The 23869-nt window shown below is 62.8% G+C and carries 23 protein-coding genes; 15 read left to right on the top strand and 8 right to left on the bottom strand.

The features are described from left to right. On the top strand, positions 1–618 hold a 618-nt coding region (locus tag Q1J79_RS03865; protein ID WP_300296750.1), incomplete at its 5' end, for an MlrC C-terminal domain-containing protein. On the opposite strand, the gene Q1J79_RS03860 is transcribed toward Q1J79_RS03865, so the two are convergent. From Q1J79_RS03860 to dapA, 3 genes are read right to left on the bottom strand one after another with little or no spacing between them, the layout of a single operon-like run. Continuing rightward, positions 615–1289 (bottom strand): sulfite oxidase-like oxidoreductase, encoded by a 675-nt coding sequence (locus Q1J79_RS03860; protein WP_300296747.1) that lies wholly within the window; start codon positions 1287–1289, stop codon positions 615–617. The two genes, Q1J79_RS03865 and Q1J79_RS03860, sit on opposite strands and share 4 nt — an antisense overlap. 25 nt (positions 1290–1314) lie before the next feature. After that, positions 1315–1782, bottom strand: coding sequence for an SsrA-binding protein SmpB (gene smpB / locus Q1J79_RS03855; RefSeq protein ID WP_300296744.1), 468 nt, complete (start codon positions 1780–1782; stop codon positions 1315–1317). Positions 1783–1788: 6 nt separating this feature from the next. Then, positions 1789–2727 carry a 4-hydroxy-tetrahydrodipicolinate synthase gene (gene dapA / locus Q1J79_RS03850; RefSeq protein ID WP_300296742.1) on the bottom strand — a complete coding sequence of 313 codons (939 nt, stop codon included), beginning with the start codon at positions 2725–2727 and terminating at the stop codon, positions 1789–1791. A 140-nt stretch (positions 2728–2867) separates the two neighbouring features. Here dapA and Q1J79_RS03845 point away from each other — a divergent pair, with 140 nt between their 5' ends. From Q1J79_RS03845 to pcaF, 4 genes are all read left to right on the top strand, one after another. Continuing rightward, the gene (locus Q1J79_RS03845; RefSeq protein ID WP_300296739.1) at positions 2868–5045 is read left to right on the top strand and encodes a lytic transglycosylase domain-containing protein; all 2178 of its coding nucleotides are present in this window, start codon (positions 2868–2870) and stop codon (positions 5043–5045) included. 5 nt (positions 5046–5050) lie between these two features. Further along, a complete protein-coding gene (locus Q1J79_RS03840; protein ID WP_300296736.1) occupies positions 5051–5917 on the top strand; it encodes an alpha/beta hydrolase in 867 nt (288 codons plus the stop codon). 88 nt (positions 5918–6005) lie between these two features. Further along, on the top strand, positions 6006–7013 hold the full coding sequence (locus Q1J79_RS03835; RefSeq protein ID WP_300296733.1) for a threonine/serine dehydratase: 1008 nt from the start codon (positions 6006–6008) through the stop codon (positions 7011–7013). Positions 7014–7074: 61 nt separating this feature from the next. Beyond that, on the top strand, positions 7075–8277 hold the full coding sequence (gene pcaF / locus Q1J79_RS03830) for a 3-oxoadipyl-CoA thiolase (RefSeq protein WP_300296730.1): 1203 nt from the start codon (positions 7075–7077) through the stop codon (positions 8275–8277). Between the two features lie 59 nt (positions 8278–8336). Here the strand turns inward: pcaF and Q1J79_RS03825 are convergent, their stop codons facing one another. Continuing rightward, a complete protein-coding gene (locus Q1J79_RS03825) occupies positions 8337–9788 on the bottom strand; it encodes a methyl-accepting chemotaxis protein (RefSeq protein WP_300296727.1) in 1452 nt (483 codons plus the stop codon). Between Q1J79_RS03825 and Q1J79_RS03820 the strand changes: the two genes are divergently transcribed. From Q1J79_RS03820 to Q1J79_RS03805, 4 genes are all read left to right on the top strand, one after another. Then, on the top strand, positions 9768–10367 hold the full coding sequence (locus Q1J79_RS03820; protein WP_300296725.1) for a hypothetical protein: 600 nt from the start codon (positions 9768–9770) through the stop codon (positions 10365–10367). The genes Q1J79_RS03825 and Q1J79_RS03820 overlap by 21 nt on opposite strands. 156 nt (positions 10368–10523) lie before the next feature. Next, on the top strand, positions 10524–12539 hold the full coding sequence (locus Q1J79_RS03815) for a PhoX family phosphatase (protein ID WP_300296722.1): 2016 nt from the start codon (positions 10524–10526) through the stop codon (positions 12537–12539). Positions 12540–12665: 126 nt separating this feature from the next. Next, a complete protein-coding gene (locus tag Q1J79_RS03810) occupies positions 12666–13172 on the top strand; it encodes a hypothetical protein (protein WP_300296720.1) in 507 nt (168 codons plus the stop codon). Between the two features lie 61 nt (positions 13173–13233). Then, positions 13234–13452 carry a hypothetical protein gene (locus Q1J79_RS03805; protein WP_300296717.1) on the top strand — a complete coding sequence of 73 codons (219 nt, stop codon included), beginning with the start codon at positions 13234–13236 and terminating at the stop codon, positions 13450–13452. 1 nt (position 13453) lies between these two features. Here Q1J79_RS03805 and Q1J79_RS03800 read toward each other — a convergent pair whose 3' ends face one another. The 4 genes from Q1J79_RS03800 to Q1J79_RS03785 form a co-directional block, all read right to left on the bottom strand. Then, positions 13454–14434 (bottom strand): pentapeptide repeat-containing protein, encoded by a 981-nt coding sequence (locus Q1J79_RS03800; protein WP_300296714.1) that lies wholly within the window; start codon positions 14432–14434, stop codon positions 13454–13456. A 94-nt stretch (positions 14435–14528) separates the two neighbouring features. Beyond that, positions 14529–15059 carry a gamma carbonic anhydrase family protein gene (locus tag Q1J79_RS03795; protein ID WP_300296711.1) on the bottom strand — a complete coding sequence of 177 codons (531 nt, stop codon included), beginning with the start codon at positions 15057–15059 and terminating at the stop codon, positions 14529–14531. After that, positions 15056–16102, bottom strand: coding sequence for an N-acetyl-gamma-glutamyl-phosphate reductase (gene argC / locus Q1J79_RS03790; RefSeq protein WP_300296708.1), 1047 nt, complete (start codon positions 16100–16102; stop codon positions 15056–15058). The genes Q1J79_RS03795 and argC overlap by 4 nt, the downstream gene beginning before the upstream one ends. A gap of 75 nt (positions 16103–16177) precedes the next feature. Further along, on the bottom strand, positions 16178–18532 hold the full coding sequence (locus tag Q1J79_RS03785; RefSeq protein ID WP_300296705.1) for a methyl-accepting chemotaxis protein: 2355 nt from the start codon (positions 18530–18532) through the stop codon (positions 16178–16180). A gap of 174 nt (positions 18533–18706) precedes the next feature. Here Q1J79_RS03785 and Q1J79_RS03780 point away from each other — a divergent pair, with 174 nt between their 5' ends. From Q1J79_RS03780 to Q1J79_RS03755, 6 genes are read left to right on the top strand one after another with little or no spacing between them, the layout of a single operon-like run. Further along, positions 18707–19318, top strand: a complete 612-nt coding sequence (locus tag Q1J79_RS03780) for an aminodeoxychorismate/anthranilate synthase component II (RefSeq protein ID WP_300296702.1) — start codon at positions 18707–18709, stop codon at positions 19316–19318. After that, positions 19315–20379: an anthranilate phosphoribosyltransferase gene (trpD, locus tag Q1J79_RS03775; protein ID WP_300296699.1), complete on the top strand. Its 1065-nt coding sequence runs from the start codon at positions 19315–19317 to the stop codon at positions 20377–20379. Before Q1J79_RS03780 ends, trpD begins: the two co-directional genes overlap by 4 nt. Next, entirely contained in the window at positions 20376–21182 is an 807-nt protein-coding gene (gene trpC, locus Q1J79_RS03770; protein ID WP_300296696.1) for an indole-3-glycerol phosphate synthase TrpC, read from the top strand. The genes trpD and trpC overlap by 4 nt, the downstream gene beginning before the upstream one ends. Continuing rightward, positions 21179–21658 carry a cyclic pyranopterin monophosphate synthase MoaC gene (gene moaC / locus Q1J79_RS03765; RefSeq protein ID WP_300296694.1) on the top strand — a complete coding sequence of 160 codons (480 nt, stop codon included), beginning with the start codon at positions 21179–21181 and terminating at the stop codon, positions 21656–21658. Before trpC ends, moaC begins: the two co-directional genes overlap by 4 nt. After that, a complete protein-coding gene (gene glp, locus Q1J79_RS03760; RefSeq protein ID WP_300296691.1) occupies positions 21655–22866 on the top strand; it encodes a gephyrin-like molybdotransferase Glp in 1212 nt (403 codons plus the stop codon). Before moaC ends, glp begins: the two co-directional genes overlap by 4 nt. A 4-nt stretch (positions 22867–22870) precedes the next feature. Further along, complete coding sequence (locus tag Q1J79_RS03755) at positions 22871–23749, top strand: MBL fold metallo-hydrolase (protein WP_300296688.1); 879 nt, start codon at positions 22871–22873, stop codon at positions 23747–23749. Positions 23750–23869: the final 120 nt, after the last annotated feature.

Raw genomic sequence — 23869 nt, 5'->3', positions numbered from 1 at the left:
GCGGCCCGGCCCGCGCTACTGTTCGCCGACGTGGCCGACAATCCCGGCGGCGGCGGTCGTGGCAACACGTCCTACATCCTCGCCGCCTTCCACAAGGCGGGGGTAACCGGCTGCGCCATCGGGCCGGTTTTCGACCCGGAGCTGGCTGCCGAGGCACATCGGCTGGGCCTCGGCGCAGAATTCAAGGCGCGCTTCAATCGCAGCGAAACCACCACCTTCTCCGAGCCTTTCACGGCACCAGGCAAGGTCGTCGCGCTCAGCAACGGCATCTTCGTCGGCCGTCGCGGCATGGCGGCGGGCCGCACGCTCGATATCGGGCCTTCGGCCGTGATTGCCGTTGGCGGCATCCAGGTTGTGGTAACCGCGATCCGGCACCAGGCGCTGGATCCGATGTATTTCGAAACCTTCGGCATCGACATCGCCAGGCAACGAAGCCTGGTGGTGAAATCACGCGGCCATTTCCGGGCCGCCTTCGACGAGTTTTTCCCCGATGACCGTATCGTCGAGGTCGATGTGCCCGGCCTGACCACCCCGGTGCTGCAGAACGTGCCCTGGCGGCAGGTACCGCGACCGATCTATCCGCTGGACCCCGACATGCAATGGCCCCCGCCGGCTTAGCCGTAACGCTCTTCCTTCCACGGGTTGCCGGTATTGTGATAGCCGCGCACTTCCCAGTAGCCCGGTGCATCGCGGTCGAGGAAGGCGATATGTTTGATCCATTTCGCCGATTTCCAGAAATAGAATTTCGGCATCACGATACGCACGGGTCCGCCATGTTCGCGCGTCAGCGGCGCGCCATCCCAGGAATGCGCCAGCAGCACGTCAGCGGCTGAAAACATCTCCAGCGTCACGTTGGTGGCATAGCCATCATAGGACTGGAACACGATATGACGGGCATCGGCATGTGGCTTCACCAGCCTGAGGAAATCGCTGGCCAGCACACCGCTCCAGCGGTTGTCGTAGCGCGACCAGGCGGTAACGCAATGGATGTCGGATACGGTATCCATCTGCGGCAGGTCGAGGAAATCGTTCCAGGTCAGCTTGACCGGATTCTGCACCAGGCCGCCAACGCTGAGCTGCCAGCGGTCGAGCAGGATGTTGGGCTGCACGCCGAGATCGAGCACCGGCCAGTCGCGCACCAGGCGCTGGCCCGGCGGCAGGCGCCGCTGGTTCGGCGTCGCGGTTTCCCCCGTCAGCAGGCGGCCGTCTTTCGCCCATTGCTGCTTCGAGGCAATCAACTTGTCCCTGATCTGGCCAATCAGGCCCGGCTTGTACTCCTCGTCACTCATCGCCGCCTCCATAAGGATACTGCGGTCATTCCCTGCTTTTGGTGCGCAGCAGCCGGTGCTTCTCGCGATCCCAGTCGCGCGCCTTCTCCGTCTCGCGCTTGTCGTGCAGCTTCTTGCCGCGCGCGAGCGCGATCTTGACCTTGGCCCGACCACGCTCGTTGAAATATATGCTCAGGGGCACCAAAGTCACGCCGCCGCGCTTCAGGGCGCCGATCAGCTTGTCGATCTCTTTATGCTTGAGCAGCAATTTGCGCTGCCGGCGCGGCTCGTGATTGAAGCGGTTGGCGCCATGATATTCCGGGATATGGCAGTTGATCAGCCAGATCTCGCCATCCTGCTCGGCCGCATAGGCGTCCTGGATGCTGGCGCGGCCGCCGCGCAGGCTTTTGACTTCGGAGCCGACCAATACGATGCCGGCATCGAAGGTGTCGTCCAGATGATAGTCGTAGCGCGCGCGGCGGTTATCAGCCACCGTGCGCGGTTCGAATGCCATGAATGATTACTTCTTCTTTTTCTTCGCCGAGGCCTTGCCGGGGGCGCTCTTGCTCCCCGACTTCTGCTTGGGACCGGTCAGGCCGAGCGCCTTGACCAATGCCTTCACGCGGTCGGTGGTTGCCTTGCTGGGCGGCACCATCGGCAGGCGCAGTTCGGCCGAGCAGATACCCAGCAGCTCGGCGGCATATTTCACCGGGCCTGGGCTGGTCTCGGCGAACAGCGACTTGTGCAGCGGCATCAGCTTTTCCTGGATCGCCAACGCCTTGGCATGATCGCCCGACAGGCTGGCTTCCTGCATCTGCGCCACCAGCCTGGGCGCGATATTGCCGGTCACCGAGATGCAGCCGGTGCCGCCATGCGCGTTGAAGGCCAGCGCGGTGGTATCATCGCCATCGAGCTGGCAGAATTTCGGGCCCGAGGCGATACGCTGCAGCAGCGGGCGCTCGATATTGCCGGTAGCATCCTTGACGCCGCGGATGCGCGGCAGCTTGGACAACGCCGCCATGGTCTCCACCGACATGTCGATCACGCAGCGCGGCGGGATATTGTAGATGAAGATCGGGATCTTCGTCGCGTCGTGGATCGCCTTGTAATGGGCATACAGGCCGGCCTGGGTCGGCTTGTTGTAATACGGCGTCACGATCAACGCGGCATCGGCGCCGGCTTCCTGGGCATGGCGGGTCAGCTCGATCGCCTCATCGGTCGAGTTCGAGCCTGTGCCGGCCATCACCGGCACGCGGCCATGGGAGGCCTCGATGCAGATCTCAACCACGCGCTTGTGCTCGTCATGGCTCAGGGTCGGGGACTCGCCGGTGGTGCCGACCGGCACCAAGCCATGCGTGCCCTGGGCAATCTGCCATTCGACGAAATCGCCGAACGCTTTCTCGTCCACCTTCCCCTTCCTGAACGGGGTGATCAGTGCGACGAACGAGCCCTTGAACATGGTGGTTCCTTTACCTTTGCGCGTTACAAACGGATAAGCTGCGACCTTACCCGTGCCGGCAGCCTCCATCAAGGGCAAGCCGCGCTTTTGCCAAGCTCCGCGGCCTGTTATCATGTATTTGGATTTGCGAAAGATTCGCCGTGTCGCAGCATTGTATCGATTGTCCCTCCCGCCGCTGGCGCCGGCCTCTCAGCCTGGCCCTGCTGGGTGGGCTTGTCCTGGGCTGGTTCGCCCCCTGGACCGCATCGGCCACCGCCCGCCAGCCGACGCCGGAAACCAAGCCGGCCGCCGAGCTGGCCTCGGCATCCGCCACCGCTCCGCTGCCGGCCAGCAAGCCGCGCCGCGGCACGCCGCCGGCCCGCCCCGAACAGACCCAGCTGCCTGCCAAGCATACCCTGCTCAGCGCCGCCGACCGCGAGATCGGCCGCAAGGCGCTGCAGGAGGCCGAAGCGAGGCGTTTCGATGCCGCCCGCCGGATCGCAGCCGCCGCCCGCGACCCGCTGATCCCGCAGCTGATCCGCTGGCTCTGGCTTCAGGCCGCCAATAGCGGCGCTTCTTTCGAGGATATCGCCAGCTTCATCGAAACCAAGCCGGACTGGCCGGCCCGCGAAGCCCTGCTGCGTCGCGCCGAGGAGGCCATGAACGGCGCAACCGGCGATGGGCGCATCATTGCCTGGTTCGATGCCCACCCGCCGGAAACCGGCCTCGGCCTGCTGCGGCTGGGAGAGGCCCTGCTGCGGCTGGGCCGCGAGGCAGAGGCCTTCCCGGTGATGCGGCGCGCCTGGGTGGACGGCAATCTGGCGCTGCGCGACGAGAAAATCCTGTGGGCGGAATTCGGTCAGCGTTTTTCCAATGCCGACAATGCCGCCCGCACCGACCGGCTGTTGTGGGATGCCAATATCGAGGCCGCCCGGCGCATGCTGCCACGTCTGGACACCGATGCCCGCCGGCTGGCGGAAACCCGCATCGCGCTTGCCAGTAACGTCGCCGGGGCGGAGAAACTGGTCGCCGGCCTGCCGGCGCAGCTGCGCGAGGATGGCGGCCTGGCCTATGACCGCCTGCGCTGGCAGCGCAAACGCGGCATGGACGACGGCGTGGAAGCCCTGCTTTACAACGCGCCTGACGATCTTGGCCGGGCCGAGAAATGGTGGGTTGAGCGGCATCACCGCGCCCGCAAGGCGATGGCCGAGGGCCGTATCTCGGAAGCCTATCGGCTGGCGGCCGGCCATGGCCTGAAAGGCGGCAGCGCCCTGGCGGAAGCCGAATGGCTGGCCGGCTGGATAGCATTGCGCCTGCTGCAGGAACCGCAGACGGCGCTGAAGCATTTCACGAAGCTGCAGGACAGCGTGCGCTATCCGGTCAGCCTGTCCCGCGCCGGCTACTGGCTCGGCCGTACCCATGACGCATTCGGCAACGCCGAACAGGCCCGGCTATCCTATGCCGAGGCAGCCCGGCACAGCACCACGTTCTACGGCCAGCTTGCTGCCCATGCCATCAACCCCGGAAGTCCGCTCGAACTTCCCGAGTCAACCCAGGTGAGCGCCGAGACGACGCGGCATTTCGAACGACGGGAGGTGGTGCGGGTTGCCCGTATCCTGGTCGAACTGGATCAGGAAGACCGCCTACGCCCATTCATCCTGCGACTGGTGCATACCGCGGATAACCCGGAAGAACACAAACTGGTGGCGCAACTGGCCCGCAATCTGCGCCGGGTCGATCTTGCCGTGACCGCGACCAAACGATCGGCACGGCAGAACATCATCCTGGTCCGGGAGAGTTTCCCGCTGGTCGAGCCGATGCTGCATACCAGCGCGCCGGAGACCGCCCTGGTCCTGGCCCTGTCGCGACAGGAAAGCGAGTTCAACCAGTTCGCGGTTTCGCCAGCCGGCGCGCGTGGTCTGATGCAGTTGATGCCGGCAACCGCAAAGGGCGTCGCCAAAGAGATAAAAACCGCATACCAGCAGGCCAGCCTGACCAACGATGCCAGTTACAATGTTCGCCTCGGCGCCTATTACCTGAATGGCCTGCTGCAGAACTGGAGCAACAATTACGTGCTGGCTCTGGCCGCCTATAATGCCGGCGAAGGCCGGGTTCGGCGCTGGATCCGCGATTGGGGTGATCCGCGTCAGCCGCATGTCGATGTGATCGACTGGATCGAATTGATTCCCTTCTCGGAAACGCGGAACTATGTGCAGCGGGTTTTGGAAGGCGTGCAGATTTACCGCGTCCTGCTGGGCAACAGGCAGACGAATCTTGAACGCCTCTACGTCGATATGCGCGGCACGGTGCGGCAGGCCTGCAGCGGCGAAGACTGCTGAACCACATGGCAGCCGGAGAATTCACCGAGCATTACTTCCACGCCCAGGATGATCTGCGTCTGTATTACCGCGATTACGGCCAACGCCACGCAACGCGCCTTCCCCTGCTCTGCCTGCCCGGCCTGACCCGCAACGCCAGGGACTTTCACGATTTCGCCCTGCGGCATGCGGCTGAACGGCGCGTGATCTGCTTCGATTTCCGTGGCCGCGGCCGCTCGGCCTACGATCCAGATTCATCCAACTACCAGCCATCCGTTTATCTCAGCGACCTGCAACATCTGCTGGCCGTCACCCATCTGCATCGCGTGGTCGTGCTCGGGACTTCGATGGGCGGCATCATGGCCATGGCGATGGCCACCGCCATGCCAACCGCGCTGGCCGGCGTGATCCTCAATGATGTCGGCCCTGATGTCAGCGAGTCAGGCCGCCAGCGGATTGCGGGGTATATCGGCAATCCGATTTTCGCACCGGATTACGAAACGGCCATGGCCATCCTGCAGCGCACATATGCCCCAGCCTATCCAAAGCTTGGCAGCGACAGCTGGATGCGCATCGCCCGCGCCACCTTCACCGAAGATACCTCTCGTGGTGGCCTGCGACTGGATTACGACCTGAACATCGCCCAGGCCATGCGCGAACAGGCCAGGCAGCCCCTGCCTGATCTCTGGCCGCTATTTCGCGGCTTGCGCCATGTCCCGCTGCTGGCCCTGCGTGGTACACTGTCAGACATCCTGACGGCCGAGACCCTGGTGCGGATGAAACGCGAACATGCCGGCATGGTTGCGGTGACCGTGCCAGATGTCGGCCACGTACCGCAACTGGACGAACCTGAAGCCGTGGCTGCTATCGACGCCTTTCTGGCCAGACTGTAGAGCCTGCGCGACCGCATGATATAAACCAGCCCTGCCGGGTTCGGGGTCCGGCAATGTTGAGCCAAATACGATTTCGGAGAACCGCTTCATGAACGCTCCAGCCAAACGGCCACCGCTGCCGACCGTTGCCGATGTGGAAAATGCCGCCAAATGCCTGCGCGGCATCGCCGTGCAGACGCCGCTGCTGGAAAACCGTTTCCTGAACGAGAAGCTCGGTGGGCGTCTGCTGATCAAGGCCGAGCCTTTGCAGGTAACCGGCTCGTTCAAGTTCCGTGGCGCCTATAACCGAATCAGCCGGCTGGATGCCGAAGAGCGCAAACGCGGCATCGTCGCCTTCTCGTCGGGCAACCACGCCCAGGCCGCCGCCTGGGCCGCACGCCTGTGCGGCGCGCCGGCGGTGATCGTGATGCCGAGCGACGCGCCGGCGATCAAGATCGCCAACACGCGTGCCTATGGCGCCGAGGTGGTGCTCTACGATCGTTACAAGGAAGATCGCGAGGCGATCGGGCGGCGTTATTGCGACGAACGCGGCATGACGCTGGTCCCGCCTTTCAACGATCCCTTCATCATCTCGGGCCAGGGTACCATCGGCCTGGAAATCGCCGCGCAATGTGCCGAACGCGATATTGTTCCCGATGCGGTTCTGGCGCCCGCTTCCGGCGGCGGCCTGATCTCGGGCGTTGCGCTGGCGATCAAGGATCGCCTGCCCGGCACCGAGGTTTACTGCGCCGAGCCGGACCAGTTCGACGATATCGACCTTTCCCTGAAGGCAGGCAGGATCGTCAGCCATGCCGGCAAGGGTAATACGTTCTGCGATGCCCTGATGGCCCCGCATCCGGGCGACATCACCTTTGGCGTGATGAGCGCCAATCTGGCCGGCGCCGTTTCAGCGACTGATGCCGAGGTGGAGACCGCCATTGCCACCGCGTTTCATTACTTCAAACTCGTCGTCGAACCCGGCGGCGCCGCCGCGCTGGCCAGCGTCCTGAATGGCAAAGTGCCGTGCGCTAACCGCACGGTGATTGCCGTTGCCTCGGGTGGGAATGTTGACTCGGCGCTTTACTCGGCCATCATCAGCCGCACCCCGCCGGTCTGATCAGACTCAGGCCATTCTGCGGTATCGTTCCACTCGGCCGAAAGACCCTAGGGAGAGACACATGACCGAGGCATTCATCTGCGACGCCATTCGTACGCCCGTTGGCCGCTATGGCGGCGCCCTGTCCAGCATCCGCGCCGACGATCTGGGCGCCGTGCCAATCAAGGCACTGATGCAACGCAACCCGGCCGTCGACTGGGACGCCATCGACGACGTAATTTTCGGTTGCGCCAACCAGGCCGGCGAAGACAACCGCAACGTCGCCCGCATGGCCCTGCTGCTGGCTGGCCTGCCCGAGAAGGTTCCTGGCGCCACCGTGAATCGCCTGTGCGGTTCCGGCCTTGAGGCAGCGGGCAGCGCCGCCCGCGGCATCAAGACCGGTGAACTCGATCTGGTTATCGCTGGCGGCGTGGAGAGCATGAGCCGCGCGCCCTTCGTAATGGCCAAGGCGGAAAGCGCATTCTCGCGCACCGTTGAAATCCATGACACCACCATTGGCTGGCGTTTCGTCAACAAGCTGATGAAGCAGAAATACGGCGTCGATTCCATGCCGGAAACCGCCGAGAACGTGGCCGAGCAGTTCCAGATCAGCCGCGCCGATCAGGATGCCTTTGCCCTGCGCAGCCAGCAGCGCGCGCTCAACGCGATCAAGCTTGGCCTGTTCGAGGCGGAGATCACATCGGTTACCATCCCCAGCCGCAAGGGCGATCCTGTCGTGGTGGACCGCGACGAACATCCGCGCGACACCTCGATCGAAGCGCTGGCCAAACTGCCAACGCCATTCCGCCAGGGCGGCACGGTGACAGCCGGCAATGCCTCCGGGGTGAATGACGGCGCCGCAGCCCTGATTCTGGCCGCCGAGGCCGCCGCCAAGAAGCATGGCCTGACGCCGCGCGGTCGCATTATTGCCACCGCCGCAGCCGGCGTGCCGCCCCGCATCATGGGCATTGGGCCGGTTCCCGCCACCGAGAAGGTTCTGGCCAAGGCGGGCCTGAGCATCCGCGACATGGATGTGATCGAGCTGAACGAGGCTTTCGCGGCGCAGGCCCTCGCCGTCCTGCGCGAACTGAAAGTTCCCGACGATGCCACTTATGTAAATCCCAATGGCGGCGCAATTGCCATTGGCCATCCGCTGGGCATGAGCGGCGCGCGCCTGATCACCACGGCGCTGAACCATCTGGAGCGCACCGGCGGCCGCTATGGCCTCTGCACCATGTGCATCGGCGTCGGCCAGGGTATTGCCATGGTGATTGAGCGGGTCTGATCCGCGGATTTTCCTGACGACCCAGAGCGGGCAAGAAATTGCCCGCTCTTTCTTTTGCCTCAGATCTTATAGCCGATGCGGAAGCCGCCCCAGTGCCGGCCCTGGATAATCACCGGCGCGGACATATCCTTCATCAGCACGTAAACGCCGCCGCCCATATCCCGGCGATAGCATTGCAGCAGATACGACTTTTCATTCCGGCCGCAGGCCAGGCCAACCGGGTCGTTGAACATGCGGCGGTTGCGTGAATTAGCCGCGTTCCAGACCGGATCCTTGCCCTGAGGCTGAGAGTATTTCAGGTTATGCGTCGGCAGGAAGCCGTTGCGGTCGATGGCGGCGCAGAAGGCAATCGACGAGTTCGATTCCAGCAACGGCTCCTGAATTTTCGGCAGGTGAGCATCCGTGAACTTGACGAAGCGGGTCATGAACTGCTGCGGATTGGTTCCTTTGATCGGGGCATAATTCTCGTCAAAGAAATCTTCCATGCTCATCTCGCCGCGCCGGATCGCCTCTTCAAACAGGCCACTGATCTCGGCGGCAGCCTGCTTGGCCGCGACCAGGAATGGCCGGTCCGCCGTAGTCGTGACGAACCCGATCTGGGTGGCGAGGTTGGCGACCTGCTGGTCGATATCCTGAATCGCAGCGCCGGTCCGTTGCACCACGGACAGGTAACCGCGCGTCGCCGCGTTCATGTCCGTGATCGCATGGGTCACGCCGTTCACGCGGCTCGACTGGTCGGTGCTCGCATGCTCGATCTCGCCGAGTTGCTGGCCCATCGAATCAATCGCCTCGACGATGCGGTTCAGCACCGTTCCGGTTTCACTGACCAGGGTGACGCCGGATTTCACCTTGTCGTCGGATTGCTTGATGATGGCGCCAATATCTTTTGAGGCGTTGGCAGAGCGTTGCGCCAGGGCGCGCACTTCCTGCGCCACCACGGCAAAACCCTTGCCGGCTTCGCCAGCGCGCGCGGCCTCGACCGACGCGTTCAGGGCCAGAAGATTGGTCTGGAAGGCAATCTCGTTGATCAGCGAGGTGATCTCCGAGATGCGGTGCGACATATCGGCCATTTCATTCATCGCATCAATCGAACGGCGCACCACCTGGACACCATTCTGGGCCGCCGCCCTCGCCTCTCCGGCCCGCTGGTTGGCGCGTTTGGCTGCGGCCTCATTGGCCCGCGCCGCCTCGCTCAGCGACGCGGCGTCGGCAGCCGTGCGGTCAAGACTGGTGGATTGCGCCTCGGCACTCTCTGCCAGCCCCTTCGCTTCACGGGTCAGTTGCACCGTGGCGGCAGAAATGGTGTTGGCCGCCTGCACGATGGTGCCGATCACATTGCCCAGCCGATCAATCGCCTGCACCACGCCTTCACGCATAACGGCGAAGTCACCGCCGCGATGATTGGGAATGCCATCCGACAAATCGCCCTCGGCCATACGGCCGAACAGGGCCTTCAGGTCGCCAACCACCGAATCCAGCGTTTCCGCCATGTGGTTGAAACGCTCAGCCAACCGGTGGGCGGCTTCCTCGCCATCATGATCGGAAACCCGCTGGTGCAGCACGCCACCCCCAATCGAACGGCAGAGCTCCGCCATTTCGTCGAGCACAGCCGTATCGGCCTGACGGATCCGTACAAGTTCAGCCTCGAGTTCATCGATGCGGCCCTGCAGGGCCTGCTGGCGCGCTTCTCCTTCACGCCAGAGCCGGGCCAGCCGCTGCAGGGGTTCGGCCCCCTCACCGACCGGAGCCGATTTCGGCCAGTCCTGCAACGCCGCGTGAAGGCGCGATTGGCCGGCCGTGAGCGAAGCGATAAAAATGGTGCCGATCACGAGGGCCAGAATGCCTGCCGCCACCGCATACTGCGTCCCGGCCTGGCCGGCGCTCCACATCCACCCGGCAGCAGCGACGAGCAACGCCAACATCGCCAATCCCAGCCGCAGCCCCAGTGGCAGATTGGTCAGAACCCGCATACTTCCTCCCCGATGGGCTGCTTCACCCCATCCATGTTCTGCGCGATTTGTTTTGTCGTCTTTTCGATCATGCCGCGCCTCGTGAAGATTAGCGCAAACCGGGGGTACTTGTGGAAGTGAACGCCCGGGGGGTATCCGAATGATTACACCCGACTTTAGTCGAAGGCACCCCCGTAAAATGCACCACAAGTTGAGAAATTTACTTCATCATCCCGTCACATACCGGCGCTACCCATCCTGTACCGGACGAATCAGAGCCGAGACCAGGAGAACAGCATGACCCGCCCTACCTTCGACGGCCGCAGCCGGAGCGAAGCCTATGAAGACTCCCAGAATGTTGGCATTAACCATAGCGTCAACCCGGCTATCGGCGACGTGGTACAGCAGCGCTACGGCCGCCGCGACGTCCTGAAAGGCCTGCTGGCCGGCAGTGCCGCTGGCATCGCCCTGAGCGCCGGATTGCCGATTGGCAAGGCAGACGCCCAGGCCAACGGCACCCGCCACAGCTTCAATTTCAAGGAAGTGCCTCATGGCGTCGACCGCACCCACCATATCGCGGAAGGTTATGATGCTGATGTACTGATCCGCTGGGGCGATCCGGTCACGCCTGATGCACCGCCTTTCGATCCCCACCGGCAAACAGCCGCCGCACAGCAGAAGCAGTTCGGCTACAACAACGATTACATCGCCTACATGCCCCTGCCGCTGGGCAGCGGCAACCCCAACCGTGGCATGCTCGTCATAAATCATGAGTACACGAACGAGGAATTGATGTTCCCGGGCATGGCGCGACAGGACAGCAAGGAAGTTCTGTTCCGCGATATGACCCAGAATCTGGTCGATATCGAAATGGCTGCCCATGGCATGTCGGTTGTCGAGATACAAAAGAACGCAGATGGCAAATGGTCGCTGGTCAGCGGCAGCCTGTTTGGCCGCCGCGTCGATGGCCTGGCCTCACTCTGCGAACTGAGCGGCCCGGTTGCTGGGCATGCCCGGGTCAAAACCAAGACAGACCCCAGCGGTCGGCACGTGATCGGCACCCTGAACAATTGTGCCGGCGGCGTCACGCCCTGGGGCACAATGCTCAGCGGTGAGGAGAATTTCCATGGCTATTTCGGCGGCAAGCTGGAAGCCGGACATCCCGAGGAAGGAAATCACAAACGTTATGGCGTCCCCGGCAACTGGTATGCCTGGGCGAAGTTCCATGACCGTTTCGATGTCACCAAGGAACCGAACGAAGCCAACCGCTATGGCTGGGTCGTGGAGATCGACCCATATGACCCGAAATCCACCCCGAAGAAGCGCACAGCGCTGGGTCGCACCAAACATGAAGGCGCCACGGTCGTGGTGAACAAGGATGGTCGGGTGGCGGTTTATTCCGGCGACGATGAGCGTTTTGAATACGTATACAAGTTCATCACGCGCGGCCGCTATAACCCGGGCAATCGCCAGGCCAACATGAACCTGCTCGATGACGGTACGCTGTTTGTCGCCAGATACGACGCCAATGGTCGTGGCGAGTGGCTGCCGCTGGTTTATGGCCAGGGCCCGCTCACCCCGGCCAATGGCTTCAGCAGCCAGGCCGACGTGTTGATCGAGGCCCGTCGCGCTGCCGATCTGCTTGGTGCCACCAAGATGGATCGGCCGGAGGAGATCGAGGTCAATCCGGTGAATGGCAAGGTCTATGCGATCATGACCAACAACAGCCGCCGCAAGCCCGAACAGGTCGATGCCGCCAATCCGCGCGCCGGGAACCAGTGGGGCCAGATCATCGAAATGATCCAGCCCGATAACGATCATACGGCCAACACCTTCGCCTGGAATATTCTGCTCCAGGCCGGCAATCCGGCCGACCCGAAAGTCGCCGGCAAATATCATACGCAGACCAGTGCCAATGGCTGGTTCGCCTGCCCCGACAACGCAGCCTTCGACAGCCAGGGCCGCTTCTGGGTCGGCACCGATCAGGGCGAGGCCTGGCAGAAAGCCAGTGGCACCGCGGATGGCATCTGGGCGGTGGAAACCGAGGGTCCCAATCGCGGCCTGTCAAAGCAGTTTTTCCGCAATCCGGTGGGCGCCGAAATATGCGGCCCCTGCTTTACGCCCGATGATAAAACCCTGTTTGTGGCCGTTCAGCACCCGGCCGCCGATGGCGGCGAGAAGTTCACCAAGAGTGGCAAGGGTTCGACCTTTGAGGATCCGGCCACCCGCTGGCCCGATTTCCAGCCCGGCATGCCGCCACGCCCCTCGGTGGTCGTAATTACCAAGAAAGACGGCCGGATTCTGGGATCCTGACGCATGAGTGGTCCGTCCAGCCGCCGGGCTGGCGGACCACTCCCCATATACAGACACAGCTTGGCCGTCTATAACCCGCCAGACGGGAATATCCCGTATGTCAAAAGGCGGTCAGGTCGTGGAGCGATGGCCAAGGGGATCAGCAAACCGCGCTTTATCAAGGCGCCGCAGGATTTACGCCAGCGGGCGGTGAATTTCACCACCGGCCTCGACCTGACGCTGACCGACGAGGTGCGCGCCAAGATCGAGTCCGTGATCGCGGCTTCCGCCGACGAGTTTGCCAACGAAATCCTCAATAACCTGCGCGAAATGCGAGTTCAGGTGAAAGCGGCGGAAGACGATCCGCTGTCCCGCATTTTCATCATGGAAACGATTGCCGAGCTGGCTTTCGACATCAAAGGCATGGGCGGCACCTTCGGTTATCCCCTGCTCAGCCAGTTGGCCAAATCCCTGAAAGATTTCATCGGCAAACTCGGCATTCCGAACGAGGCCCAGCTTGAGGTGATCAGCATCCATATCGATGCCATGTACGTGGTTCTGGCCCAGGGCATCCATAAACCATCCGAAAAAATGGAAAAGGATTTGCTGGAAAGCCTGCGGGTCGCGGTGGACAAAGTGAAGGATATGGCCTGACTGACTGTCTCAGGCTGCTTCTGTTACCTTTCGCTAACCTTTTGCCGCCAGTCTGCCGCCAATGAGCACCGATGCCGAAATCTGGCGCGCCGCCCGCGACCTGATCGCCGACCATGGCCCCCGCCGTGCGGAAAGCCATGCGACCAAGGTTCTGGCTGAAATGACGCTGGGCGGTGATTTCGCCGGCACGCTGGTATGGCGACGCATCCTGCGCGCGGTGAAGGGCCTCAACGCGAACGGCCCCAAACCCGCTGCCAGCCCGACCCAACGCCGTCGCTGACCTAGTTCTTCTTGTCGTTCAGCACCACCGGAAGTCCGCGCGATCCTTCGATCAGGGCGCCACGGAAATCCGCATCGGTCATATTGCTGTACATCAGATTGGCTTCGCGCAAATCCGTACAGATCAGCTTGGCGCCATGCAGGTTGGCATTCGACAGATTGGCGGCCCGCAAATCGGCGCCATTCAGGTTGGCCTGCGCCAGATGCGCCCGCGACAGATACCAGCCCGACATGATCGCCCGCCTGCCGGTTTGGCCTTCAGACTCGATCCAGCTCTGATGGTCGCGCAGCACCTGTTCGATCACTTCCGACGCAACTTCCTTTGGCAACCTGGCGCCTGTGCCCTGCAATTCACGCAGCATTTCCGGCGGAAAGTCGGCAAGGTTGAAATTCGCATCATGCAGCTTGGCGTTCCTGAACTGCACCTTGCTCAGCGTCGAATAGGAAAAATCGGCGCCTTCCAGGTCGGCATTGTCGAGGATGGCGCCATCCAGAATGGCGCCCACGAAAGAGGCGCCCAGCAGCTTGGCCTGCGTCAGATTGGTGTTATGCAGCGTCGTGTCCTTCAGCGACACCACACCACCCTTGCCATGCGGCGGCACTGGCGGATCGGTCATCGGCCGCATGTCGGCATTCTCGAAGCGGGTTCCTTTGAGGATCGCCCGCGACAGGTCGGCGCCACGCAGGTTGGCCCATACGAAACGCGCATTGGTGAGGTCGGCGCCGGAAAAGTCGCAGCCGGTGAGCACCGCCTGGCTGAAATCAGAATTGCGCAGATCGGCGCAGTAAAAGCGGCAGCTGCGGAACACGGTGCGCTGCAGGTTCATGCCGACCAGTTTGATGCCGGTAAGGTCGGCGCCAACCAGGGTGAGCTGCTTGCCCCGCGTCAGCTTGCCCAGTTTCCCGGACAGAAATTCCCCATGCGCTTTGATCTGATCGTACAGATCATCCGGCCAGGGGGAATGGGTGGCGCCGACGCTCATGTTTCCATCCGCTGCACGGCCCGGCATGATCGCTGCGGCCGTGTGAATCCTTGCAGTGAATGTGTGAGGCTAGCGGCCGGAATTCAAGAAAGTCTTAACGAGTCGTTGCCAGCTGGGCCCGGTAACTGGCCGCCAGGCGGGCATAATGGGCCGCCGTCTCATGGATATTCCGCAATTCATCCGTATCAAGACGACGCATCAACCTGGCTGGGCGACCGGCCCAGAGTTCACCGCTGGCGATACGCTTGCCAGGGGTGAGCAAGGCGCCCGCCGCCAGCATGCCCTCGCTTTCGATCACGCAGCCATCCATCACCGTGGCCTGCATACCGACGAAGGAATGGTTTTCCAGGGTGCAGCCATGAACCAGGGCCAGATGGCCGATGGTAACGCCTGAGCCGATCACGGTGCCGAATTTGGCCCGCGTGACATGAACCACAGTGCCGTCCTGGATATTGGTATCGGAACCAACGCGGATGCTGTTGACATCACCACGCAGGACACAGCCGAACCAGATCGAGCTGCGGGCACCAATATCGGTATCGCCGATCACGGTGGCATTCGGCGCGACGAAGGCATCCGGCGCGATGGCCGGATGCCGGTCGCCAAAAGACAGCACCAGACTCACGGGAACAGGGCGATCTGATCCAGGCCGGTGGTCTCCGGCAGGCCGTACATCACGTTGAAATTCTGCACGGCCTGGCCGCTGGCCCCCTTCATCAGATTATCGATGACGGAGAACAGCATGGCACGGCCCTTCACCCGGTCGGGAAACACGCCGATATGGCAGGCATTGGTGCCGCGCACATGCCGCGTCTGCGGCGCCACGCCCTGAGACGTAATCTGCACGAAGGGCTCGTCGGCATAACGCTGCAACAGCGTGGCCCGCAGGTCGTCGGCACTCACGCCCGGCTTCAGCTTCACGTAAATGCTCGACAGCATGCCGCGGTTCATCGGCATCAGATGCGGCGTGAAATTCACCACGATCGGGCGGCCAACGGTCTCGGACAGGATCTGCTCGATCTCCGGGCCATGCCGGTGAGAACCAACGCCATAGGCATGGGTACCCTCGCCCACCTCGCAATACAGCGAGCCTTCCTTGGCCGCGCGACCGGCCCCAGACACGCCTGACTTGGCATCAATCACGATATCATCGGGATCGATCTGGTCGGCGGCCAGCAGCGGCAGCAGCGGCAACTGGGCCGAGGTGGGATAGCAACCCGGATTGGCCACCAGCCGCGCCGTGGCAACCCCGGACCGGTACATCTCAGTCAGGCCGTAAACCGCCTCTTCCTGCAGCTTCGGCGCCCGGTGTTCATGGCCATACCACTTGGCATACTCAGCCGGGTCCCGCAGCCGGAAATCGGCCGACAGGTCGACGATCTTCAGATGCGTCGGCAGGCCGGCGATGACTTCCTGGGTGGTGCCATGCGGCAGGGCGCAGAACACGGCATCGACACCGCTCCAGTCCACTTCCTGTATGGTCACCAGTCTGGGCAGGCCCAGACCGAGGAATTGCGGGAAGACCGTCTCGATCCCCTCACCGGCTTTCCGGTCGGCAGTCAGGGCCACCACGCGGACGCGCGGATGACGCAGCAGGACGCGAAGCAGCTCCGCGCCCGTGTAACCGCTGGCACCCAAAATCGCGACCCTGATGGCGTCCGTGGCCATACCGACCTCCTGTGGAAACAATGCCGGATGGGTATAACGCGCCGGACGGGCGGGTCAAACGCTAAATTGTCACCCTCAGATGCGGAATTGTCCTACCAAATCCGCCAGTTCCTGGGCCTGGCGGGCCATCGCCTGGGCCGAGGCCGTGGTCTGTTCCACCAGGGCGCCGTTGCGCTGGGTCATCTCGTCCATATTGGCCACGGCCGTATTCACCTCGTCGAGGCCAACAGCCTGCTCGCGGCTGGCCGAGGAAATCTCGCCCACGATATCAGCCACTTTTTTCACGGCACTGACGATTTCGACTAGGCTGGCCCCGGTTTGGTTCACAAGGCTGGCGCCCGTCTTGACCTGGGCATTGGAGTCCTGGATTAGGGCCTTGATATCCTTCGAGGCATCGGCCGAACGCTGGGCCAGCGCGCGCACTTCCTGCGCCACCACGGCAAAGCCCTTGCCGGCCTCGCCGGCCCGCGCCGCCTCGACCGAGGCATTCAGTGCCAGCAGGTTTGTCTGGAAAGCAATCTCGTCAATCAGGCCGACGATGTCGGAAATCTTGCGCGCGCTTTCCTCGATCTGCGTCACGGCTGTCACGGCGTTTTGAACCACGCTGCCGCCCTTTTCGGCAGTATCGCGGGCCGTAGCTGCCAGCTGATTGGCCGCTTCGGCATTGTCGGCATTCTGCTTTACCGTGGCAGTGATCTGATGCATCGACGCCGCTGTCTGCTCCAGGCTGGCCGCCTGCTGTTCGGTCCGCTGAGCAAGGTCATTGCTGCCCGTCGAGATTTCTGCGGCGGCATCACGCACGGTGGTGGCCGCCGATGTCACCTGGCCAACAGTTTCCGCCAGTTGCTGCGCGGTGCGATTGGCATCCTGTTTGAGACGGTCATACACGCCCGCATATTCGGCGTTGATACGATGCGTGAAATCACCGCGCGCCATGGCGCCCAGCGCATCGCCCAGACTGGCGAAAACATCCTCTACTGTCTTGAGCAGGCCATTCATCCGCTCGCCCAGGCGCGCCATCATGCCGTCTAGCTTTTCAGTATCGATACGGGCGGAAAGATCGCCACCCGCCGCGGCGCCGACCACTTCGCCGACGGCGCGATCAAGCAGCTGTTCCTGCGCCTTGCGTTGTTCTTCGGCAGTCTGCCGGTTGCGCTCGACTTCCTGCTGCAACTGTTCATTCTGCAGGCCATTTTCCTTGAAGATCTGAACCGCGCGGGCCATATCGCCGATCTCGTCGCCGCGTTGCTGGTCAGGCACATCAGTCGCCCATTCGCGGTTTGCAAGTTTGCCCATTGCCATAGTGAGCAAAGTCAGCGGATCGGCGATGCGGCGACCAATATAAAGCCAGCCGACCAGGGTAGCCGCCATCAAGCTGGCGACCGCCACGATGATCAGGATCGTCTTGCCGCCCATGCTGACATCTTTAGCGTCGCTGGTGGCTGTCGCGACGCCAAGATTGGCATCGTCGACCACGGCCTGGCTGAGGAGCCCCAGGCGGCCGGCGGCATCCCGGCTCGTTTTCAGGGTTGATTTGGAATATTCGAATGAATCCAGCTCCTGCTCGCGGAAACCCAAAAGTCCGGTACCCTCATCGCCAAATTCCAGCACGGTCTTTGTCGCTTTCGACAACTCCGGATGGGGATTGACTTTTTCGACGATGGCCAGCGCGCGCCTCGCCTTGTCGGCTGCGGTGGAGAAGCGCTGGGCGACAGATGCAAGTTCTTCTCGGCTGCCGGCCTGAGCACCGACGGCAAGCAAACCGACGGCATTGTTGATTTCGCCGATCAGAGACGCAGTCGCCTGCACCAGGACCAGGTCGTTGCCGGCAAGCCGGTTGAGAGTGCGTTCGATCCGGCCCAGATCGCCGCTGCGCGTGACAGACGTCAGGCTGCCGGTCAGGTCAACGACCGCGTCGTCGATCTGGGGATTGGCATATTGCAGGAATACCCCGTGCGCCTTGCTCAGGTTCTGGGTTTCCGCCTCGCGCTGCTCCGTTGTGCGAATCCGCGCAATCACCAACTGTTCGAGCCGGCCGATATTGGCCAGAAGGCCGTCCGCTTCTTTCTGAATCTCGGCCATCTTTTCGGCCGGCACGCGCTGAGCCACCAGTTCCAGAACCGAACGGATTTCCTTTTCCCGGGTCTTGTTGGCATCGGCTACGGTTTTGACCTCATTTTCCGTTGAAGCCGAAACCAGGTCCGGAGCAGCACCCGCCATATCGGCGACCCGTTCAGCCAGCGCCAGGGCGGCAACCACCGAGTTGACCCCCTCATCCGTGACCGTCGTAATGGCCCGATCAAGCCGTGACAGGGCGAACCAGCCCGCAGCGGCCGAAATCAGTGCGAAAGACGCGATTGCTCCGACTGCGATGAACAACCGCTGGCGGATACCGCCACGGCGCGTTGTAACCTGCCCCGTATCGGACATCCGGCATTCCCCTCTCGATTCTCTCTACAAAGATTGTTCAGTATTTTAAACTTTCCCGCAATGCTATGATTTAAAAAGAAAAAATAGCTTTTTATACTCGCCGTGCGGGTGTCGGCCATAGCTGTAGCCGAGGTGTCAGGTTATGTTAGTCTGATATTTAAAGGACGCCGAAACATGCTGGTTTTGATTGATAATTACGACAGCTTCACGTGGAATCTGGTGCATTATTTCGGGCAGCTTGGCGCCGAGATGAAGGTTTTCCGCAACGATGAAACCACACCAGAGGCTATTCTGGCGCTCAAGCCGGCTGGAATCGTGCTGTCGCCGGGCCCCTGCGATCCGGACCGGGCCGGCATCTGCCTGCCCATGATCGACAAAGCCGCCGAAGCACGCCTGCCGCTGTTTGGCGTCTGTCTGGGCCATCAGGCCATCGGCCAGGCCTTCGGCGGCAAGGTCGTTCGCGCCCCTCTGCCGCTGCACGGCAAACTGAGCCGCATTCATCATACGGGCGAAAGCGTGTTTGCCGGCCTGCCGCAGGATTTCCTCGCCACGCGGTATCATTCCCTGACGGTCGATCCGGCCAGCCTGCCCAACAGCCTGACTGTCACGGCCCGGTCGGAAGATGGGGTGATCATGGGCTTGGCCCATCGCGACCTGCCGATCCATGGCGTGCAATTCCATCCGGAAAGCATCGCCTCGGAGCATGGCCTTGCGATGCTGGCCAATTTCGTGCGGTATTGCGGCCTTCCGGTGAATGAAACGGCGGTACGCGGACAGGCAGCATGAGTGCGGACGTAACGGAATTCAAACGGCTGCTGGCACTGGTGGCCGGCGGCGCGACGCTGAATATCGGCGATGCATGCACGGCGTTCGACGTGATGATGTCAGGCAACGCGACGCCGTCGCAGATGGGCGCCTTCCTGATGGCGCTTCGCGTGCGTGGCGAAACCGTGGACGAGATTACCGGTGGCGCCATGACGATGCGGGCAAAGGTGCATGGCGTGACCGCGCCAGCCGGTGCCATCGACATCGTCGGTACCGGCGGCGACGTCAAGGGCACTTGGAATGTCTCGACCTGCTCGGCCTTCGTTCTGGCTGGCTGTGGCATACCCGTAGCCAAGCACGGCAATCGCGCCGTGTCATCGAAGACCGGCGCCGCCGACGTGCTGACCGCCCTGGGCGTCAACATCGACTGCGATTTCCGCCTGATTGAAAAAGCCATCTCTGAGGCCGGCGTCGGCTTTCTGATGGCACCGCGGCATCATGGCGCCATGCGCCATGTCGGCCCGACCCGCGTCGAACTTGGTACGCGCACGATCTTCAACCTGCTCGGCCCCCTGAGCAATCCGGCGCTGGTCAAGCGGCAGCTGATCGGTGTGTTCGACCGGCAGTGGGTGCAGCCGCTGGCCGAGGTGATGGGCAAGCTGGGCGCTGAAAAAGTCTGGGTCGTGCATGGTTCCGATGGCCTGGACGAAATCACCACGACGGGTCCGACCTATGTATCGGAAATGGACGGTGGCAAGCTGCGCCATTTCGAAATCACGCCGGAAGATGCCGGCCTGCCGCGCGCCAGACTGGAAGAACTGAAAGGCGACGAGCCGACGGCCAATGCGGTTGCCCTGCGGGCCGTGCTGAATGGTGCCCCCGGCGCGTTCCGGGATATTGTACTGTTCAATTCCGCTGCCGCGCTGGTGATCGCCGGCAAGGCAAAAGATCTCCGCGAGGGTGCCGCCATGGCGGCGCAATCCATCGACAGTGGCAAGGCCCGCGCCGCACTGGCCCGCCTGATCGAAATCACCCATGAACCACCGCCAGCCGATCCGGCGGAGGAAGACAAGAAATCATGAGCGACGTTCTCGCCAAGATCTGCGCCGACAAGCTAGAGCATATCGCTGCCAGCAAAACACGCCTGCCGCAGGCAGATCTGGAGCGTGAGGCCAAAGCGACCGTTGCGCCGCGCGGCTTCATCCGCGCCCTTAAAGCGACGGTGACGGCTGGTGGCTATGGCCTGATTGCCGAGATCAAGAAAGCTTCGCCCTCCAAAGGCCTGATCCGCGCCGATTTCGATCCGCCGGCTCTGGCGCGTGCCTATGCCGCAGGTGGCGCCACCTGCCTGTCGGTTCTGACCGACGAGCCCTATTTCCAGGGCAAGGATGACTATCTGCGGCAGGCACGCGCTGCTGTCGGCCTGCCGATCATCCGCAAGGATTTCATGCTCGATCCCTATCAGGTGATCGAAGCCCGCGCCCTGGGTGCCGACTGCATCCTGCTGATCATGGCTGCCCTCAGCGACGCGCAGGCCGCCGAACTGGAATCCGTGGCGACCGAATACGGCCTGGATGTTCTGGTTGAGGTGCATGATGGCGCAGAACTTGACCGGGCGCTGAAACTCAAGTCACCCCTGCTCGGGGTCAACAACCGCAATCTGAAAACCTTGGTCGTCGATCTGGCCACCACCGAGGCGCTGGCATCCCGCGTGCCGGCCGACCGCATGCTGGTGGCGGAATCCGGCCTCCACACCAAGGCCGATCTGGACCGCATGGCGAAATGCGGCGCACGCTGCTTTCTGGTCGGCGAAAGCCTGATGCGCCAGCCGGATGTCGAGGCCGCCACCCGTCTGCTGTTGACTGGCAAGGATCTTGCCGCATGAGCGATAGGCTCACGCACCTGAACGCAGCCGGCGAGGCCCATATGGTCGATGTCTCGGCCAAAACCGAGACCGAGCGTGTCGCCAGGGCTGGGGCCCGCATATTGATGCAGAAGGCCACGCTGGACCTGATCCTGTCAGGCCAGGCCGCCAAGGGCGATGTACTGGCCACCGCGCGTATCGCCGGCATCATGGCGGCCAAGCGCACCTCCGACCTGATCCCGCTCTGTCATCCGCTGGCGCTCAGTCAGGTGACCGTCGAACTCACCCCTGACAAGACAGGCAATGCCATCGACATTGTCGCCACCTGCAAGCTGAAGGGCCGTACCGGCGTAGAGATGGAAGCCCTGACGGCAGCCAGCGTGGCCGCCCTGACCATCTACGATATGGCCAAGGCAGTCGACCGCGGCATGCAGATCACGGATATAAGACTGCTGCATAAATCCGGCGGCAAATCCGGAGTGTTTGACGCGCCATGATCCCCGTCGCCGAGGCGCGTGGCCGCATCGTCGCCGGCCTGCCACAGATGCCGGCCGAAACCGTGGCGCTGTCCGCCGCTGTTGGTCGGGTTCTGGCCGAGGACGTGGCGGCACGCCGGACGCAACCGCCATTCGACGTGAGCGCCATGGATGGCTGGGCCTGCCGTCAGGCCGACCTAGCCAGCATTCCCGCCCGACTGAAGCCCGTTGGGGCCGCCGCCGCGGGCGGCCGCCATGAGGGCATGGTCGGACCGGGTGAATGCGTGCGCATTTTCACCGGCGCCCCGCTGCCGCCCGGTGCCGATGCCATCGTGATTCAGGAAGATGCCGATTTGGCCGTCGACGGCCTGTTGAATGTGCGCGAAGCGCCGAAACCGGGCCAGTGGATTCGCCGAGCCGGGCTGGATTTCAGCGAGGGCCAGGTGCTGCTGAAAACCGGCCGCCTGCTGGGGCCGGCCGATCTGGCGCTGACGGCGGCGATGAACGTGCCCTGGCTGGCGGTACGGCGCAAACCACGCATTGCGGTGCTGGCCACCGGCGACGAGTTAGCCCGCCCCGGCGAACCGATCGGGCCGAACCAGATCGTCAGTTCCAACAATATCGGCCTCTGTGCCCTGATCGAGATGCATGGCGGCTGCGCCATCGATCTGGGCATTGCCCGCGATACTGAAGCCGATCTGCGCGCCAAAGCTTCCGCCGCGGCTGGCTGCGATCTGCTGCTGACGCTCGGCGGCGCCAGCGTCGGGGAACACGACCTGATCCACAAAATACTGGGCGGTGGCGGAATCGGCATTGATTTCTGGCGCATTGCCATGCGGCCGGGGAAACCGCTGATGTTCGGCCGGGCCGATCTGGGCGGCGGCCAGTCAGTTGCCTTGCTGGGCCTGCCCGGCAATCCGGTTTCGGCGATGGTCTGCGGCCATAACTTCCTGGTGCCGGCTCTGCGCGCCATGCTGGGGCTGGAGTGGCAGGTACGGTTCGAAACGGCCCTGGCCGCCCATGACCTGCCGGAGAATGACAGGCGCGAGGATTACCTGCGCGCCAGGATCAGCCTGAATGCCGCTGGCCAACCGGTGGCTGATGCATTCGGCAAACAGGACAGCTCGATGTTGCGATTGCTGAGCGATGCCGACGTGCTGATTGTGCGTCCTCCGCTGGCTCCCGCGCTCAAGGCCGGCGAAGCCGTGCCGATCCTGCGGCTACGCTGAGGCCATGCGCGTTACATTGCTCGGAACCGGCTGTCCCCAGGTCTCGACCCGGCGTTACGGACCATCCAGCCTGCTGCGCTGGAATGATCGCCAGTTCCTGGTCGATTGCGGTTCCGGCGTCACCCAGCGGTTGCTGGGAGCCGGCAGTGCCGGCAAGGCCATTGATGCCCTGTTCCTGACGCACCTGCATTCCGACCATATCATCGACCTGTTCCAGCTGATCATCTCGAGCTGGCACCAGGGGCGCGATCGGCCGCAACGCATTTTCGGCCCGCCGGGCACGCGACAATATCTGCATGGCCTGATGGCCTTGTGGCGGCCGGAACTGGATCAGCGCATCGCTCATGAAAAACGGCCTTCCACGGTGGCGTTGGAATTGAACATCACCGAGGTTGAACCGGGCATCGTTCTGCATGATGGCGACCTGACCGTCATTGCCGTGCCCGTTCGGCACCAGCCGGTCAAAGCCGCCTATGGCTATGTCTTCACCGATGGCCGCCAGAAAGTTGCCTTCAGTGGCGATACGGCCTTTTGTCCCGAATTGATCCTGGCGGCCAAGGATGCTGATGCTCTGGTGCATGAATGCTTCATCCACCGCGAGATGCTGGCCCTGCCCGGCGTGCGCGGACTGGAGACCATCGAGAATGTGGCCAGTTATCACACGCTGTCCACCGAGGTTGGCAAGGTGGCGGCGCAGGCGCGCGCCCGCTGCCTGATCCTCAATCATTTCGTTCCGGTTGCTTTCGATGCTGGTGCCCTGCTGGCGGAGGTCCGTGCCGATTACGAGGGGCCTGTTCTGATCGGCGAAGACCTGATGCAGTTCGACACCGCAACCGGCATGGTCAGCCATGGCGATGCAGTGGTGGCATTGCCCCTTTCCTGACGCCGCAGATTAGGCCCGCCAGAGCCAGCCCAAGCCGCCCAAGTGACAAAAACCCGCTGGGTGCATCGCAAAAAACCAGCAGCCCTGAGATTTCTTGTTGGGTCTGGCCCGTTTTATTAG

The organism is Ferrovibrio sp. (genome assembly GCF_029255545.1).
In the GTDB taxonomy this organism is placed as follows: domain Bacteria; phylum Pseudomonadota; class Alphaproteobacteria; order Ferrovibrionales; family Ferrovibrionaceae; genus Ferrovibrio.
Note: the sequence above shows the minus strand (reverse complement) of the source record. Positions and strands in the feature narration are given on the sequence as shown.

Bases quoted from the DNA above. Each gene is read 5' to 3' on its own strand.
- Q1J79_RS03840 (WP_300296736.1), top strand. From the start codon at position 5,051: ATGGCAGCCGGAGAATTCACCGAGCATTACTTCCACGCCCAGGATGAT.
- Q1J79_RS03785 (WP_300296705.1), bottom strand. From the start codon at position 18,532: ATGTCCGATACGGGGCAGGTTACAACGCGCCGTGGCGGTATCCGCCAG.
- Q1J79_RS03860 (WP_300296747.1), bottom strand. From the start codon at position 1,289: ATGAGTGACGAGGAGTACAAGCCGGGCCTGATTGGCCAGATCAGGGAC.
- dapA (WP_300296742.1), bottom strand. From the start codon at position 2,727: ATGTTCAAGGGCTCGTTCGTCGCACTGATCACCCCGTTCAGGAAGGGG.
- pcaF (WP_300296730.1), top strand. From the start codon at position 7,075: ATGACCGAGGCATTCATCTGCGACGCCATTCGTACGCCCGTTGGCCGC.
- glp (WP_300296691.1), top strand. From the start codon at position 21,655: ATGATCCCCGTCGCCGAGGCGCGTGGCCGCATCGTCGCCGGCCTGCCA.
- Q1J79_RS03810 (WP_300296720.1), top strand. From the start codon at position 12,666: ATGGCCAAGGGGATCAGCAAACCGCGCTTTATCAAGGCGCCGCAGGAT.
- argC (WP_300296708.1), bottom strand. From the start codon at position 16,102: ATGGCCACGGACGCCATCAGGGTCGCGATTTTGGGTGCCAGCGGTTAC.
- Q1J79_RS03755 (WP_300296688.1), top strand. From the start codon at position 22,871: ATGCGCGTTACATTGCTCGGAACCGGCTGTCCCCAGGTCTCGACCCGG.
- smpB (WP_300296744.1), bottom strand. From the start codon at position 1,782: ATGGCATTCGAACCGCGCACGGTGGCTGATAACCGCCGCGCGCGCTAC.
- Q1J79_RS03805 (WP_300296717.1), top strand. From the start codon at position 13,234: ATGAGCACCGATGCCGAAATCTGGCGCGCCGCCCGCGACCTGATCGCC.
- Q1J79_RS03815 (WP_300296722.1), top strand. From the start codon at position 10,524: ATGACCCGCCCTACCTTCGACGGCCGCAGCCGGAGCGAAGCCTATGAA.
- moaC (WP_300296694.1), top strand. From the start codon at position 21,179: ATGAGCGATAGGCTCACGCACCTGAACGCAGCCGGCGAGGCCCATATG.
- trpC (WP_300296696.1), top strand. From the start codon at position 20,376: ATGAGCGACGTTCTCGCCAAGATCTGCGCCGACAAGCTAGAGCATATC.
- Q1J79_RS03780 (WP_300296702.1), top strand. From the start codon at position 18,707: ATGCTGGTTTTGATTGATAATTACGACAGCTTCACGTGGAATCTGGTG.
- Q1J79_RS03800 (WP_300296714.1), bottom strand. From the start codon at position 14,434: ATGAGCGTCGGCGCCACCCATTCCCCCTGGCCGGATGATCTGTACGAT.
- trpD (WP_300296699.1), top strand. From the start codon at position 19,315: ATGAGTGCGGACGTAACGGAATTCAAACGGCTGCTGGCACTGGTGGCC.
- Q1J79_RS03835 (WP_300296733.1), top strand. From the start codon at position 6,006: ATGAACGCTCCAGCCAAACGGCCACCGCTGCCGACCGTTGCCGATGTG.